This window comes from Stenotrophomonas sp. STEN083 (genome assembly GCF_056759195.1).
The window spans coordinates 1-15887 of sequence record NZ_JBRRCU010000061.1 but is presented as its reverse complement, the minus strand read 5'-3'; the positions used below and the strand labels follow the sequence as shown (position 1 = coordinate 15887).

Below are 15887 nucleotides of genomic sequence, written 5' to 3'. Positions count from 1 at the left end.
AACAGAGTCACTAGGGGTTCGGCGCGCTGCTGCTGGTGATCCTCAACGGGCGAGCAAACCGATCAAATGCATCAACCGTCCGCGAGTGCACGACCCCCTGCTGTTTTACGACGGTCGACCTGACCGGCCTGAGCCACTCAGCTGACAACCTATCTCCCCACAAATGCAGATTGTTGCCAACGCTCCCCGGGAAAGGCTGATTGGCGACATCCGCGGCTTCCACATAGGCAGTCTCTTCCGAGGCCAGTATCACCGAGGGTGCGGACCCGCGCTCCACGCGAAGTAGCTGCCCCTCATTCAAATTAAATCCACTACCAAATGTATTGCGCACGTAAGATCCACCTGGACCCCAAATTTCGTTCACCATGGAGTTCCCGACTGCAAGATCGAGTTTTCCATATGAGTACGTCCAGACCATGATCGGCATCCCCGGCCCGACTACTTCCTTCTTCACTAACGTGAACGCAATGAAGACTCGGGGAACCCTCATGAACCAATAACTGGGACTACTTATATAGCAAGCGCTCTCCGGCACATTGGTGCGTCGATGGGAGATGAGTTCAAATGTATAAGTCGCCATCGCATTGGATGGGGAAGTAATTGAGAGAATGTATTGACCCATAGGACTGGTAATGGTTTCTGGACATCCAGCAGGATTCTGGATGGCACCCACGTCAGAACCCGGAAAAATCGCAAGTCCTCCCTGCGAAGAGTAACGCCATTTACTTCCGTCGGGATTTGCCACAGCGACCAGCTTGGCATCTGAATAATTGTAACCCCAGACTCCGACAGATGATGCGGCTGACGAGATATTGTTGCCGCTCCAAGATATATCGATGTAACGACCATCATTGGAAGCTATACGACTCAGCCTGTCGCCAGCATATGAGTATTCAACCCAGTTTCCAAACCGATCCTCAACCTTCGTTACCATGAAGAAAACGACCTGTCTCGGCACTGCAGGCGAGTTCAATTCCCCCTTCAAGTCGGAATGCGCCTTGACCACTACCCAGTCAAAATGATACTTGGCCCCGGACGGTGACAAGGCAATAAAAGCCTCTCCCGAATAACCATTTTTTGTAGTTGGTTTGCACCCAATCCTCCAGAAATCCTTGGTAATCCACGGATAGCTACCTCCATCACCAGGAGCCGGCAACATCGGGCTAGGTGAAGCCAACATGGCCTGTGCACTTCCACCTGGAAGTTGCATCTTGTACCCCTCCCAGTAGTCTGCAGCCGCAATCGATGCAGTGTTGGGAGGAGGCTCTTGAAGGCTACAACGCTGACCAGGTCCCCCGCTCACTGGTCGCCAACCTTTACTCACAGTCACCACGGCATGGATGTTCGGAAGATCCAGATCCCATTCTCCAAACCCACCTCGATGTGTGCCATTAAGCCTGGACCTGTCATCGACCTGGAGTACACGGGAAAGATGAACTGGCAAATCGGAGTTCCCCGGGATGGAAATGTCAGTGCTCGAAAAAACTCCGCTCCCATTGAAGGGACTGAACGACTCTCCGAATACGCGATCAACCGACAATGGCGCAACCTCGCGAGCGGCATTGAGTCGCTCAATTCCTTTTTCATGAAGCCCATAGCTGTTCTGTGCTGAGAGTTGCGGACTAAAAACGTACATGCAACCAACAAGCAGAATGCGTCCAATCATTCGAGTCATTGCCACTTCCCTGTGCGATAGAAGAAAACTTCTTGGATTCGTGGAAATCAAAAACCGAACCACAACAAAAGAACCAGGCACGCACCTAAAATCATGCGTGACGAAACCACAATCGAACACCCCCGTCTCACCCTGCCAGCAGCCTTGGGACTCAAATTGCGCCCATCTCGGTGCACACCACCCGTGACTGACCGCAATTCTTGAAACAGCCCCCTAACTGGTACACCGAAAGAGCTAAACCAAGAAGCCCCCACCAAAACTGACCATCTCTGAGCCGCCAGCTCGCAAGCCAGCAGCGTTGAAGAACATAGCGTCCAGCAGACATAGTGTCTACACCTCAAAAGATCAGAACTCTGCCCCGCCCCAAGGAAAGCCTGAACAGTCCACCAAATCACGCAGATCTTCTGTTTTCCGCTATTTTTGCAGCCACTGGATTGACGATCACAAACCTCCACGTCGCTCTTCGCGTTAAAGGGGACGTTTTTCCCAACCTGCAGACGTAATTGCCCTACTTTCGACGGCTGCTATCGCTGCACCATCCATCAGCTCCACAGCGCAAACAGCCCAAGTGATTAGCCATGAAAACTGATGCTCCTCAGGCGAGGACTTATGTTGAGGGCTATCGATCCATCCCAAATCTATGTCAACGCGCCCAACCGAGTTGGCTTTCTCATCATTGGCGTAGTACCCAGCATTTCTTCATTCGGAGCGAGACTCCAAGCAGCGTTGACTGCCCCGCCAGCACCACCAGGCATTGAGCAGTGCAGTTTGATCAACGCCAACAGCGCTTCTCGCCGTCCCCGTCTCAATGGCGAATCAGACTCTCAAACCGGCGACTGCAGTCTGCATGCACCAAATGAGTTATTCAGCCCTTTCCGGAAATGCACCTCTCAAAGCAGAGGTACGACACGAAACGAACGTTTAGAGAGAGGACACAATGGGCACTAAATAGCCATGACTTTCACCTTCCCAACCGGCGCACTGCAGCCAACCGATAAGCCCGCAACCGCGCATGCAGCATCGGGTCACCAGCAAACCCTATTCCCGCAGGCAGCAGCGCGGGATCGAACGCCATTTTGCGTTGGCTGGCCTGCTGTGGCGCCAGCCGCTCCAGCCAGATATGGCCCAATGCGAACGATGGTGCAGCCGGGTCCCAACTGCGGGTGATGTCGGTCGGGTCCTCGCCTTCGGGTACCGGGGTGAACAGCAGGGCGAATACCACGCTGCCTTTGGACAGTTCCCCGCGCATGCGCTTGTCCAGGTAGTCCGGGCCGTCTGGCGGTGCGCGGGCAACGTAGGGCTTGGTCGCGCGCACGCTCAGGCGGCCGATCCGTGCATGCCCGTCCGTGGCGATCAGCCGGTAGGCGTGCAGCATGTGGTAATCCAAGGCGCTGAAGCTGCTGGTCACTGCGCCCGCACGCAACTCCTCGAAATGCGCCATCGCCGGGCAACCCGCCATCTGTGCAGCCAACATCGCTGGCGAGCGCTCGCGCTGGTTCAACGCGTTCAAGAAGGCGAGAAACGCTTCGGGGTCATCGGCAGGAAAGCCTTCAAGCGACTGACCGACCAGCACCATCGCCGCGTTGTTACCGATCCGCAGCGCGAGGCCGCGCGGTTCGCCCGCGGGGTTGCGCTGATCGATATGTGGATTGGCGCCAGAACTTGAGAAGCGCGCCAGCACGCGCAGATCTTCGCCGCCGAACACCGCAGCCATGCAGAACTGCGGTGCGGTCGAGGTGGCGCGGAAGTGCCCTTCCACCAGCAGGCCGCGCGCATGATTCACTCGACCACCGGCCGCAACTTTTGCCCCGAACTGCAGGGCAGCGAACAACGCCTGCGACATATCTGTCGCCATTGCCATGTCCTCGCACCGCAACACCGTGGCAGCAAACTCAGCTCGCGGACGTGCGGCGCTGTTCAGCGCTCGACCAGACCGGGCCGCAGCGCGATGTGTTTGTATTCCAGAAAATCTTCCAGCGCAGCCAATCCATTGAGCCGCCCCAGCCCTGATTGTTTGAAACCGCCCTCCTCCGTGCCGTCAAACACACGCGCCCAGTCGTTGATCCAGACCGAGCCAGCATCGAGTGCCTCGGCTACACGTAGTGCGCGGTCCACGTCGCGCGTCCACACGCTGGCGGCCAATCCATATTCGTTGTCGTTGGCCAGGCGGATAGCCTGTGCCTCATCGCTGAAGCGTTGAATGGTGAGTACCGGGCCGAAGGTTTCCTGCTGGATGATCGGCAGTGCGTTATCGAACACTTCCAGCAAGGCCGGGCGGAAGAACGCGCCCTTGCGCAGCGGGCCGGTAGTAATGGGGCCACCCCGTTCCACCACGATCGCACCGGAACTGATCGCTTCCTGTACCACTGCATCCACCCGCTCCACATTGGCGCGATCGATCAACGGCCCCATGTCACTGCCCGGGTCGGCCGCAGGCCCAACCTTGACCATGCGCAGGCGTGCACCCATGCCATCGCGCACCGCATCGTAGATGTGGTCATGCACCAATAGACGTGAGCCGGTCATGCAGAACTGGCCACTGAATACCGTCAATGCTTTTTCTATCACTGGTAGCGCCTGGCCCAGATCGGCATCTTCAAAGAGGATCATCGGCGTCTTGCCGCCCAGCTCCATGCCGAAGCGCTTCAGGTGCTTTGCACCGCTGCTGCTGATCGCACGCCCGGTGCGGGTAGAACCGGTAAAGCTCACCACCGGCACCTGCGGAGCGTCCACCAGATAGCTGGAACCTTCGGGGCCACTTTCAAAGAATAGATTGATCACTCCACGCGGCAACGATTCTGCTTCAGCCATGATCTTGGCCATCGTGCTGGCGGTCTGCGCTACCTGCGAAGGTAACTTGATCACCACAGTGCAACCGGCAGCCAAGGCCGGCGCCAACGAACGAATGGTCAGCACCACCGGCGAGTTCCAAGGTGCGATCACCGCCGCCACGCCCATTGGTTGGCGCAGGATCATCGACAGCCGGCCCGGTTTTGGCCGCAGCGAGCGCCCGGCTTCAAGCATCGCCGTCGCCGCCGAATAGCGCAGCTTGCTGGACACCATGTCGAGCTCGAACGCGGCCTCGGCAGTGATCTTGCCGTTCTCCAACGACAGTATCTCCGCCAGCCGGTCACGGTTGCGCTCGAATGCCTGCGCCAACTGTTCAAGCACCCGTGCGCGCAGCTCATGGTCGTGCGCCCACATGGTCTGCTGGAAGGCCTGCGATGCAGCAGACACCGCTGCCATCGCAGCCGCACGACCATTGTCCGGGTAGCTTCCGATCACCTCATAGGTGGCCGGATTTATCGAGTCCTTGAGCACACCATCAAAGCGCGGAATGCCGTTGATCCAGTTGGCTGCTCGACGCAGTTGTTCTGGTGACCTGCTTGCACCGCTCATGGAAACTCCACACATTGACTAGTCATGATCTGCCGGACGCTCCTTGTCTGCTGCCCAATAGCGACCCACCGCTGATAGCAGCGCCTGTACCAATGGCGCGCTGATGTTGACCACGATCGGCACGATGATCAGCGTCGATCCCATAACCCGCAGTGGCAACGGCCAATGCCGGAAATGCGGACCCAGCAGACTCAACACCGTCAGTACCGTTGGATACACCGCCAGCCAGATCAGCACGGTGCGCTTCAAGCGCGGCGCGAGCTCAGTGCGCCACATCAGCTGTCTGCATCCCGCATCCATTGGCTGATGCGCTCAGCCAACATGATCACCGTTGGGTTGGTTGCCACGCAGGGCACATCCGGGAACGCCGAGGCGTCGGCAACGCGCAGGCCATCAATGCCGCGCACACGCCCTTGGTAATCGAGCACCGCATGTACATCATCGGCACCTCCCATCGGCGCGGTGGAGGTGGGATGGTGATAGATATCCAAGGCCATCGGCAACGCAGCTTCCAACTCCTCGTACGAGCTCGAGAGCGCGCCAGGCACCATTTCTTCGGCAATCATTGCCGCCAGCGGTCCCTGCCTGGCAATGCGACGGATCAGTTCGATACCCTCCACCATCAACTGCCGATCCTGCGCCTCGGTCAACAGATTGAGCGCGATGACTGGCGCCGCATCTGCCACTCGCGAACGCAGCCTCACCGTGCCCCGCGAACTCGGCCGGGTCAGCGCCAAAGCAAGCATGAAGATGGCACCGGTGGGTGATGCCTGCGGATCACCGTAGTGCACTGCCGATACATGGAAGTCACCGACATTGGCCGCCGCCTTGGATGACCGCGCCCACAGAATCGCACCCACGGGCGGCACCGGCAGACCCAGCCGGTCCGGACGCGCGGCCCAGGTGGTGTAGAAGAATGGATGCTCCTGCAGACGCTGACCAACGGGAAGATTGGCGACAACATCAATATCCAGATCCAGCAGATCGTTGGCGGGACCAATACCCGAGCGCAGCAGCACCGCTGCCGTGCCGTAGGTGCCAGCACTCAACACGATGTTGTCGGCTTCGATGCGCTGACCATCGGCCAGCACCACCGCAGCTGCACGGCGACCATCAAACCCGACCCGATCAACCAGGGTCTGGCTGCGAATGCACAGGTTGGGCCGCATCCGCACATCGAGGGACAGATAAGTCATGCCTGTATTGAGCCGCTGCCCCATGCGGTTGTTCATCGGGTAAGGGCCAACATCGTACGGTTGATCGCTGTTGAAGTCAGTCACCTTCGCGAAACCTGCCTGTACAGCAGACGCGACAAAGGCACGCTGCATGTCCGAGACTTCATCATCCTGCAGGTAGTGAATCGGCCACGGTCCGCTACGCCCATGCAAGGCATCGTCACCATGTACGGTGCGCTCACTGCGTCGGAAGAAGGGCAACACATCCTGCGCAGTCCAGTGTTCAAGGCCGGCTGCGGTCCAGCGTTCGAAGTCACCTGCGGGTGCGCGCATCGCCACACCCGCGTTGACCGCCGAACAACCACCCAGCACCTTGCCGCGCGGCACCGGCATCATCGCGCCATAGATGTTGGGCTCGGCCGAATAGCCCCAATCGTGCGCGCCATCGCCACCGATGATGTGCTGCAGACGCACCGCATCGGGATACGCATCCGGTGCATAGGCCTGTCCGGCCTCTATCAGCAGCACACGCCGGAACGGATCCTCACTGAGCCGGCTCGCCATCACTGCGCCGGCCGAGCCGCCACCGACAATCACCACGTCGTAGTGCGAGCCGCCCGAAACCGCCACTGCATGCGCACTGTCACCGTGCACCTGTGCGCCTGTACCCGCGTATTTTTGCCGAGTAGCCATGGCGAAAACCTCCTTGCAACAAGCCTTTCAAACCACCTCCCGTTGCCTGCAAACGCGTTGATGGAAACGCGGTTGGCTACGGGACCATGGCGTTCATCCTCGGCCGAACCCGGCGCGGGCGGAATCCGTGCACGGGTCATCACACTCAGGAACAAATGTCCTCAGTCCTGTCATCGCTGGAATCATTGAATGGCTTGATCGCATTCGCCTCCGCCGTACGTGCCGGCAGCTTCTCTGCAGCTGGGCGGCAGCTCGGCTTGTCCGCTTCTGCTGTAGGCAAAGCGGTCGAGCGACTTGAATTCCGCCTGGGCACGCGCCTGCTCCACCGCACCACCCGCTCACTCGCACTCACTGGCGAAGGCGAGGTGCTGTACCACTACGCCGACAAGGTATTGAGGGATCTGCAGGAGGCGGAGCGTGAACTGCACATGCGACAAAGCACAGCCAGAGGCCGCTTGAAAATCACCGCCAACACCATCCTGGGGCGCAAATTCCTGTTGCCTGCACTACCCGACTTCCATACTCGCTACCCGGAGGTCAACGTCGTGCTGAGTCTTGATGCGGAACGGCTCGACATCATCGAGGAAGGCCATGACCTGGCGTTGTGGGCAGGAGACCTTGAGGATTCCAGCCTGCAGGCGCGTCGACTGGGATCCTACGCACTGGTCACCTGTGCCTCGCCAGCGTATCTCGCGGAGCACGGCATACCCGCAGTCCCCACCGATCTTGGCTGTCATTGCTGCCTCTACTATCGCCACCGCGACAGCGAACGGATGGAACCATGGCGATTCCATGGCCAGTCCATCCCAAAACCGCACACTCCGGATTGCACACTCAACGATGCGGGCGCATTGGCGAGCGCAGCCTTGGCCGGCCTCGGCATGGTGCAGCTGCCCGACTACATGGTGCGCGAGGAGATCGCCAACGGCCAACTACGGGAAGTGTTGCACAATCATGCCATCGCACCAACCGGCATCTTCCTGGTATGGCCACCGATGTCGGCACAGGTGCCACGCGTGCGCGTCTTCATTGATTTCTTCGTGGAACGCGCAAGTGAGCTTTTCAAAACCCAGGACGCCCCAGCTTTGCCGCCTCCATGAAAAAACCGACCCAGAGGGCCGGCTTCTTCAGAAATGACGTTGCGCTGACACTCAGTCAACCAGGCGCAGCCGCAGCTCCTTTGGCAGCGCAAACACCATGGTCTCTGGCTCGCCGCCGGTTTCGCGGACGTTGCCGGCGCCAAGCTCACGCAAACGCGCGATGACACCATCCACCAACACCTGCGGTGCCGAGGCGCCGGCGGTCAGGCCGATATGTTTCTTGCCCACTACCCATTGCGGGTCGATCTCGTCGGCACCATCGATCAGATAGGACTCCACGCCTTCACGGCGTGCAAGCTCACTGAGGCGGTTGGAGTTGGAGCTGTTCGGCGAACCGACCACCAGCACCAGATCACACTGTGTGGCCAGGTCACGCACCGCATCCTGACGGTTCTGTGTGGCGTAGCAGATGTCGTCGTTCTTCGGCCCCTGCACCATCGGAAAATGCTTGCGCAGCGCCTCGATCACCGCGCGGGTGTCATCCACCGACAACGTAGTCTGGGTGGTGAAAGCGAAGTTTTCCGGCTGCGAAACCTGCAGCGCCTCAACGTCTTCCACACTTTCGACCAGATAGATGTTGCCCTTGCCGTTCTCGCGGTTCCACTGGCCCATGGTCCCTTCTACTTCAGGATGACCTTCGTGGCCAATCAGCACCACGTCGCGGCCAGCACGGCAGTGGCGCGCCACTTCCAGATGCACCTTGGTCACCAGCGGGCAGGTAGCATCGAACACCTTCAGGCCACGGCGATCAGCTTCAATACGCACCGCCTGCGACACACCATGCGCGCTGAAGATGACGGTATTACCGTCCGGCACTTCATCGAGTTCTTCAACGAAGATTGCGCCACGTGCCTTCAGGTCATCGACCACGAAGCGGTTGTGCACCACTTCATGTCGCACATAGATCGGCGCGCCCAGGGTTTCGATGGCGCGTTTGACGATCTCGATGGCGCGGTCCACACCGGCACAGAAACCACGGGGATTGGCGAGCAATACGTCCATCTTCAACGACTCCGACCGCTGAGGGTCGCTAATGCGGGAACAGGTGCCGGATTCATCCGGCTTTCTTTTCGGCCTTGCCATCAAGCAAGCCCATCAAGGCGATACCGATGGCGCCGCCCACGATCGCCGCGTCGGCGATGTTGAACGACGGCCAGTAGTTGTCACCTACATACCATTGAATGAAATCAATGACGTGACCATGAATCTGACGGTCAATGACGTTACCGATGGCACCACCGATCACCAACGCGTAAGGCAGCGCACTGCGCCAGTTGGCGCGCGACGTGCGCGACAGCCAGAACGCCATAAGGCCGCTGATTGCGATAGCCAGGAAGGTGAAGAACCACAGCTGCCAGCCACCAGCATCACTGAGGAAGCTGAATGCCGCGCCGGTGTTATAGGTGCGGTACCAGTTCCAGAAACCATCGATCACCGGCACCGGAGTGAACTCGGGCAGGCTGGACAGTACCCAGGCCTTGCTCCACTGGTCCAGGCCGATCACGGCCACGGATACCAGCAGGTAGATCAACGCGTTGGGTTTAACAGCCTTTGCTTGCATGTAATACGCCTGTAGTGAACTGCGATGGAGCGGATGAGAGGTTTCTCACCCGCTTCGCCTGACGCCTTGTTTAGAACCAGCGGCGGTCTTCGCCAGCGCCGTCGATATTGCTGACGCAACGGCCGCACAGCTCCGGATGCGCCTCGACCGAGCCGACATCGGCGCGGTAATGCCAGCAACGCACGCACTTGGACTTGTCGGTCGGCTGCGCACTGACAAACACCTCGTCGGTGGTCGCCGGGCGCACGCTGACATCGCCACTGATGAACAGGAAGCGCAGTTCCTCAGCCAGCGGCTGCCAACGCGCAGCCTGCTCTTCATTGGCAGCGACGGTGATTTCCGCTTCCAGCGCGGCACCGATCGCGCCATTGGCACGCATCGGCTCCAGCACCTTGGAGACCTGCTCGCGCAGCGCCAGCAGCTGGTCGAAATCGGCAGCGGTCAGCTGTGCATCGGCCGGCAACGGCGCCAGACCGTCATACCAGGTGGAAAACAGCACGTTGTCGACGCGCTTGCCCGGCAGGTAACCCCACAGCTCTTCGGCGGTGAAGGTCAGGATCGGTGCCACCCAGCGCACGAACGCCTCGGCGATATGGAACATCGCCGTCTGCGCCGAACGACGACCACGCGAATCCTCCTGCATCGTGTACAGGCGGTCCTTGGTGACGTCCAGATACAGCGAGCCCAGATCGACGCTGCAGAAGTTCAGCAGCAGCTGCACGATCTCGGCCATGTTGTAGTTGGCGTAGGCAGCCTTGATCTTCTCCTGCAGCTCGAACGCGCGATGCACGATCCAGCGGTCCAGGGCGACCATGTCCGGCAATGCAACCAGATGCTGGACCGGATCGAAGCCGTCCAGGTTGCCAAGCAGGAAGCGCGCGGTGTTGCGCAGACGGCGGTAGGCGTCAGCGTTGCGCTTGAGGATTTCCTGCGACAGCGACATCTCGTTGCTGTAATCGGCCGAGGCAATCCACAGGCGCAGGATGTCCGCGCCCAGGGTGCGCATGATTTCCTGCGGCTCGATGCCGTTGCCCAGCGACTTGGACATCTTGCGGCCATGCTCGTCCACGGTGAAGCCGTGGGTCAGGCACTGCTTGTACGGCGCATGCTTGTCGATGGCCACGCCGGTCAGCAGCGAGGATTGGAACCAGCCGCGGTGCTGATCGGAACCTTCCAGGTACAGGTCGGCCGGCTTGCCGTAGCCACGTGCCAACAGCACGCCTTCGTGGGTGACGCCGGAGTCGAACCAGACATCGAGGATGTCGGTGACCTTTTCGTACTGTGCGGCTTCATCGCCGAGCAGTTCGGTGGCGTCCAGCGAATACCAGACGTCTATGCCGGCCTGCTCAACGCGGTCGGCCACCTGCTGCATCAACTCGACGCTGCGCGGATGCGGCTCGCCGGTCTCGCGGTGGGTGAACAATGCGATCGGCACGCCCCAGGTGCGCTGGCGGCTGATGCACCAGTCCGGGCGACCGTCGACCATGCTACTGATACGCGCTTTGCCCCAGCTCGGGAACCAGCCCACGTTGTCGATGGCAGCCATCGCGTCGTCGCGCAGATTGGCCTTGTCCATCGAGATGAACCACTGCGGGGTGGCGCGGAACACGACCGGCTTGCGATGACGCCAGCAATGCGGGTAGCTGTGCTGGATTTCGAAGAAAGCCAGCAACGCGCCGCTTTCGCGCAGCACTTCGACGATCAGCGGCTGTGCTTTCCACAGGTGCTGACCGGCCAGCTCGACCGTACCGGCCGGCGGCGTCGACGACAGGTACACACCGCCGCCGTCGATCGGATTGATCTGGCCGGCGTTGTACTTGTCCATCAGCCCGTACTGCTGGCTGACCGCGAAATCTTCCTGACCGTGGCCAGGCGCGGTATGCACCGCACCGGTACCGTCGGCATCGGAGACGTGCTCACCGTTGAGCAGCGGGATGTCGCGGTTGGCATAGAACGGGTGTGCCAGCAGCTGGTTTTCCAGCGCCGAACCCTTGGCATGGCCATGTACGACCACTTCAGCCACGCCGTAGCGGCCCAGCGAGCGCTCAGCCAGCGCCGAAGCTAGCACCAGCCAGCGCGGCTGGCCGCTGTGCGCTGGGCCTTCGACCAACGCGTATTCGATGTCTGCACCCAGCGACACCGCCAGCGAAGCCGGCAGCGTCCACGGCGTGGTGGTCCAGATCGGCACCGCCACTTCCACACCAGCGGGCAGCTCGACGCCGAAGCTGGCCGCCAGCGCCTTGGAATCACGCGCGGCGTAAGCCACGTCGATGGCTGGCGAGGTCTTGTCCTGGTATTCGATTTCAGCTTCGGCCAGCGCCGAGCCGCAGTCGAAGCACCAATGCACCGGCTTGGCACCGCGCACGAGGTGGCCGTTGGCGACGATCTTGGCCAGCGCACGGATTTCATTGGCCTCGAAGTCGAAGCTCAGCGTCTTGTACGGATTCTCCCAATCGCCGATCACACCCAGGCGCTTGAAATCAGCGCGCTGCAGGTTGATCTGCTCTTCGGCGTATTCGCGACACTTCTGCCGGAACTGCTCGGCATCAAGCTTGACACCGACCTTGCCCCACTTCTTCTCGACCGCGATCTCGATCGGCAGGCCATGGCAATCCCAGCCCGGCACGTAGGGCGCGTCGAAGCCGTCGATGTAGCGCGACTTGACGATGATGTCCTTGAGGATCTTGTTGACCGCATGGCCGAGGTGGATCTGGCCATTGGCATACGGCGGGCCGTCGTGCAGCACGAACAGCGGGCGGCCCTTCGCGTTCTCGCGAAGCTGCGCGTAAATGCCCTGCTCTTCCCACCGTGCCAGGATGCCCGGCTCGCGCTTGGGCAGATCGCCGCGCATCGGGAATTCCGTTGCTGGCAGATGAAGGGTGGCTTTGTAATCCTGGCTCACGCGGTAGCTCGCAATCTGTGTTCGTTGAGGATGCGACGCGCTTGCTCTGCGTCGCGGTGCATCTGCTCGGTCAATGCCGGCAGATCGTTGAACTTCTCTTCATCCCGCAGCTTGGCGACAAATTCCACTTCGATATGACGGCCGTACAGGTCACCATTGAAGTCGAACAGATGTGCCTCAAGCAGCGGCTCCACGCCTTCAACCGTGGGACGGGTACCGAAACTCGACACCGACGGCCATGGCTGCTCGAATACGCCGTGCACCCACGTAGCGTAGATACCAGAAAGTGCGGGTGTTTTCGGGAAACGCAAGTTGGCGGTAGGGAAGCCCAGGGTGCGCCCGAGCTGCCGCCCACGCACAACCCGGCCACCGATCGCATACGGGCGGCCCAGCAATTCGCCGGCATGGGCGAACTCGCCGGCCACGATCAACTCGCGGATGCGGGTGCTGGAAATCCGCTCGCCGTTCAGGTGAACCGGCTCGATCTCGCCGGCGACAAAGCCCAGCTCGGCGCCCATCGCCTGCAGCAGTGCGATATCGCCGCCACGGCGGTTGCCAAAATGGAACTTGGGGCCGATCCAGACTTCGCGCGCGCCGAGCCGGCGCACCAGCATGTCGCGGACGAAATCCTCGGCGGTGATCGCCGCCATCTTGGCGTCAAAGCGCAGCAGGCCGACGCTGTCGACCCCCAGCTCGCGCAGGGTGGCGACCTTGTCACGGGCCAGCATCAGCCGCGGCGGCGGGTTGTCTTTGGCGAAGAACTCGCGCGGCAGCGGCTCGAAGCCCAAGGCCACGGCTGGCACTCCCAAGGCGCGGGCACGGGCAACTGCGTGGCGCACCAGCGCCCGATGGCCTAGGTGCAGGCCATCGAAGGCACCAATGCAGACCACGCTTCCCTGCGGGAACAACACCCCGCCTTCGACGTCTCTAAAAAGCCTGCTCATTCCATCCGGATCCGGCCCATGCAGGCCGGTTCTGTCGTGTGTAGCCCTGGAGTATAACGGGGCCGGCCACGCTGTCGGCTTACTGGCCGCGCAGTTCACGTGGCCGGTAGCCCATCAGCAGCAGACCGGCGGCATAGACCGCGCCGCCGCTCCCCACCAGCACCGCCAGACGCCAGCCACGTTCCCACCACGCCCAGGCCGTCCAATCCGACCAGAACAAGCGCAGTGCCACCACGGCTGCCAGCATCAGCACGCTGGCCACGGTCAATTGCAGCAGGAACCGCCCCCAGCCGGGTTGGAGCTGGTATACCCGCGCCCTGCGCAGATACCACCACAGCTGCAGGGCATTGGCCCAACCGGCGATCGCAATAGCCAGGGCAAGCAGGGCATGCGCCCCTTCAACCTTCTTGAGCGCCTCAAGCCATTGCCCATCGGCCGCGACCAGAGCGGCCTGGCCCATTGGGCTGAAGGAGAACATGGCGACGAACAGCAGCACCGTGCAGATGATGTTGATCAGGATGGAGGCCACTGCCGCCTTTACCGGCGTGCGCGTGTCCTGGCGCGAGTAGAAGGCCGGCGCCAACACCTTGACCAGCAGGAAGGCAGGCACGGCCAGCGACTGCGCCATCAGGCTCAGGCTACTCATCCGCATGTCCTGCTCGGAGAACCTGCCGTACTGGAACAGGGTTGCCAGCAGCGGCTGCGCGCACAGCACCAACCCGATGCAGGCCGGCACACCAATCAGCAGGCACAGTCGGAACCCCCAATCCAGGCCCTTGGAATAGCCTTCCGGATCCGAACTTGCGTGGCGGCTGGACAGATGTGGCAGGATCACGGTGCCGATGGCCACCCCGAACATGCCCAGCGGGAACTCCAGCAGCCGATCGCTGTAATACAGCCAAGTCACGCTGCCGCCCATCAACATCGAGGCCGCCAGCGTATTGAACAGCAGGTTCACCTGGGCCACCGAAGAGCCGAACAGCGTCGGCACCATCAGCTTCATGATCTTGCGCACGCCGGCATGGGCAAGGTCCAACCTGGGCCGCGGCAACAGCCCCAGCTTCGCCAATGATGGCAACTGGAAGGCAAGCTGCAGGATGCCAGCCACGAACACGCCCCAGGCCAAGGCCAGCACCGGCTCATAGCCCCAGGCCTTCATATGCGGCACCAGGCAAAGTGCCGCAGCGATCATCGAGATGTTGAGCAGGATCGGTGAAAGCGCGGGTACGGCGAACTTCTGGTAACTGTTGAGCACCCCGCCTACCAGCGACGCCAGCGAGATGAACAGCGCGTAAGGAAAGGTGATCTGCAACATCAAGGTAGCCAGCTCGGCCTGCTCGCTACCCGGCGCAAAGCCCGGCGCAAACACCCGCATCAACCAGGGTGCAAGCAGGATGGCCGCGGCCGTCATCACCAGCAGCGAGGCGGTCAGCACGCCGGCAACCCGGTCTACCAGCGCCTTGACCGCCGCGTGGTCACCATTGGCCTTGTACTCGGCCAATACCGGCACGAACGCCATCGAGAATGAGCCCTCGGCGGAAAGGCGACGCATGAAGTTGGGAATCCTGAACGCGACGACAAAGGCATCCATGGCGGCGCTGGCACCGAACACATGCGCGTAAACTTGGTCGCGGACAAGCCCGCTGATACGTGACAGGAACGTCATGGAACTGAATACAGCAGTGGATTTGAGCAAACGACCGCTCATGCATCTTCCTCTTGACAACTTGACTTGACGTTCTTTCAGTCAGCCATCATACTTGCATGCTTGCTGTTCCCACCACATCGATTTTCAGGAAACCACCACTGTGGCCAATATCAAGTCCGCCAAGAAGCGCGCCAAGCAGACCGTTGTGCGCAACGCGCGCAACACGGCTCAGCGTTCGATGCTGCGCACCGCCGTCAAGAAGGTGATCAAGGCTCTGGATGCCAACGACGCCGCTGGCGCCGAGGCAGCCTTTGCCGTCGCCCAGCCCATCCTCGACCGTTTCAGCGCCCGTGGCCTGATTCACAAGAACAAGGCTGCGCGTCATAAGAGCCGTTTGACTGCACGCATCAAAGCCATCAAGGCTGCCTGATCCGCGCAACAACCTGGAGTCGCAAGACTCCCGGCATGAAAAACCCGGCCTAGTGTCGGGTTTTTTGTTGGGCGCTTTTGGGGGAAGCGAGGCATATACCCTCCCGCACGGTTTTGGGTTTTGGCTTTTGGGTTTTGGGTTTGCGCCGCCCAAGAAAGACCTGAACAACTCCCTTCTCCCGCTTGCGGGAGAAGGTGCCCGAAGGGCGGATGAGGGGGCCTTTGACCTGGATTTGGCTTTGGTTTTTCAAGCAAAAGCCCGCCCTCACCCCAACCCCACTACCGCAGGCGGGAGAGGGGCTTCAAGCGCAAGCCCAGTCTCTTATACACATCTGACGCAGCCGACGACGAGTGGAGTGTT

The 15887-nt window shown here is 60.7% G+C and carries 12 protein-coding genes; 2 read left to right on the top strand and 10 right to left on the bottom strand.

What is annotated here, in order from left to right; genetic code table 11:
* Positions 1 to 10: 10 nt before the first annotated feature.
* The 5 genes from ACVOK8_RS15565 to ACVOK8_RS15545 form a co-directional block, all read right to left on the bottom strand.
* Positions 11 to 1675: a hypothetical protein gene (locus tag ACVOK8_RS15565; RefSeq protein WP_481567627.1), complete on the bottom strand. Its 1665-nt coding sequence runs from the start codon at positions 1673 to 1675 to the stop codon at positions 11 to 13.
* A gap of 961 nt (positions 1676 to 2636) precedes the next feature.
* Positions 2637 to 3530 (bottom strand): catalase, encoded by an 894-nt coding sequence (locus ACVOK8_RS15560; protein WP_481567626.1) that lies wholly within the window; start codon positions 3528 to 3530, stop codon positions 2637 to 2639.
* A 62-nt stretch (positions 3531 to 3592) separates the two neighbouring features.
* Entirely contained in the window at positions 3593 to 5074 is a 1482-nt protein-coding gene (locus ACVOK8_RS15555) for an aldehyde dehydrogenase family protein (protein WP_481567625.1), read from the bottom strand.
* Positions 5075 to 5092: 18 nt separating this feature from the next.
* On the bottom strand, positions 5093 to 5350 hold the full coding sequence (locus ACVOK8_RS15550; RefSeq protein ID WP_481567624.1) for a hypothetical protein: 258 nt from the start codon (positions 5348 to 5350) through the stop codon (positions 5093 to 5095).
* Complete coding sequence (locus tag ACVOK8_RS15545; protein WP_481567623.1) at positions 5350 to 6942, bottom strand: GMC family oxidoreductase; 1593 nt, start codon at positions 6940 to 6942, stop codon at positions 5350 to 5352. Before ACVOK8_RS15545 ends, ACVOK8_RS15550 begins: the two co-directional genes overlap by 1 nt.
* 86 nt (positions 6943 to 7028) lie before the next feature.
* On the opposite strand from ACVOK8_RS15545, the gene ACVOK8_RS15540 reads away from it, so the two are divergent.
* On the top strand, positions 7029 to 8042 hold the full coding sequence (locus ACVOK8_RS15540; RefSeq protein WP_481567622.1) for a LysR family transcriptional regulator: 1014 nt from the start codon (positions 7029 to 7031) through the stop codon (positions 8040 to 8042).
* Between the two features lie 51 nt (positions 8043 to 8093).
* Here the strand turns inward: ACVOK8_RS15540 and ispH are convergent, their stop codons facing one another.
* The 5 genes from ispH to murJ form a co-directional block, all read right to left on the bottom strand.
* Entirely contained in the window at positions 8094 to 9044 is a 951-nt protein-coding gene (ispH, locus tag ACVOK8_RS15535) for a 4-hydroxy-3-methylbut-2-enyl diphosphate reductase (protein ID WP_481567621.1), read from the bottom strand.
* 52 nt (positions 9045 to 9096) lie between these two features.
* The gene (gene lspA / locus ACVOK8_RS15530) at positions 9097 to 9603 is read right to left on the bottom strand and encodes a signal peptidase II (protein WP_481567620.1); all 507 of its coding nucleotides are present in this window, start codon (positions 9601 to 9603) and stop codon (positions 9097 to 9099) included.
* A 70-nt stretch (positions 9604 to 9673) separates the two neighbouring features.
* On the bottom strand, positions 9674 to 12505 hold the full coding sequence (ileS, locus tag ACVOK8_RS15525) for an isoleucine--tRNA ligase (RefSeq protein ID WP_481567619.1): 2832 nt from the start codon (positions 12503 to 12505) through the stop codon (positions 9674 to 9676).
* Positions 12502 to 13449, bottom strand: coding sequence for a bifunctional riboflavin kinase/FAD synthetase (locus ACVOK8_RS15520; RefSeq protein ID WP_303747036.1), 948 nt, complete (start codon positions 13447 to 13449; stop codon positions 12502 to 12504). Before ACVOK8_RS15520 ends, ileS begins: the two co-directional genes overlap by 4 nt.
* A 79-nt stretch (positions 13450 to 13528) precedes the next feature.
* The gene (gene murJ, locus ACVOK8_RS15515) at positions 13529 to 15157 is read right to left on the bottom strand and encodes a murein biosynthesis integral membrane protein MurJ (RefSeq protein ID WP_481567618.1); all 1629 of its coding nucleotides are present in this window, start codon (positions 15155 to 15157) and stop codon (positions 13529 to 13531) included.
* Between the two features lie 100 nt (positions 15158 to 15257).
* On the opposite strand from murJ, the gene rpsT reads away from it, so the two are divergent.
* The gene (rpsT, locus tag ACVOK8_RS15510) at positions 15258 to 15527 is read left to right on the top strand and encodes a 30S ribosomal protein S20 (RefSeq protein ID WP_057629708.1); all 270 of its coding nucleotides are present in this window, start codon (positions 15258 to 15260) and stop codon (positions 15525 to 15527) included.
* Positions 15528 to 15887: the final 360 nt, after the last annotated feature.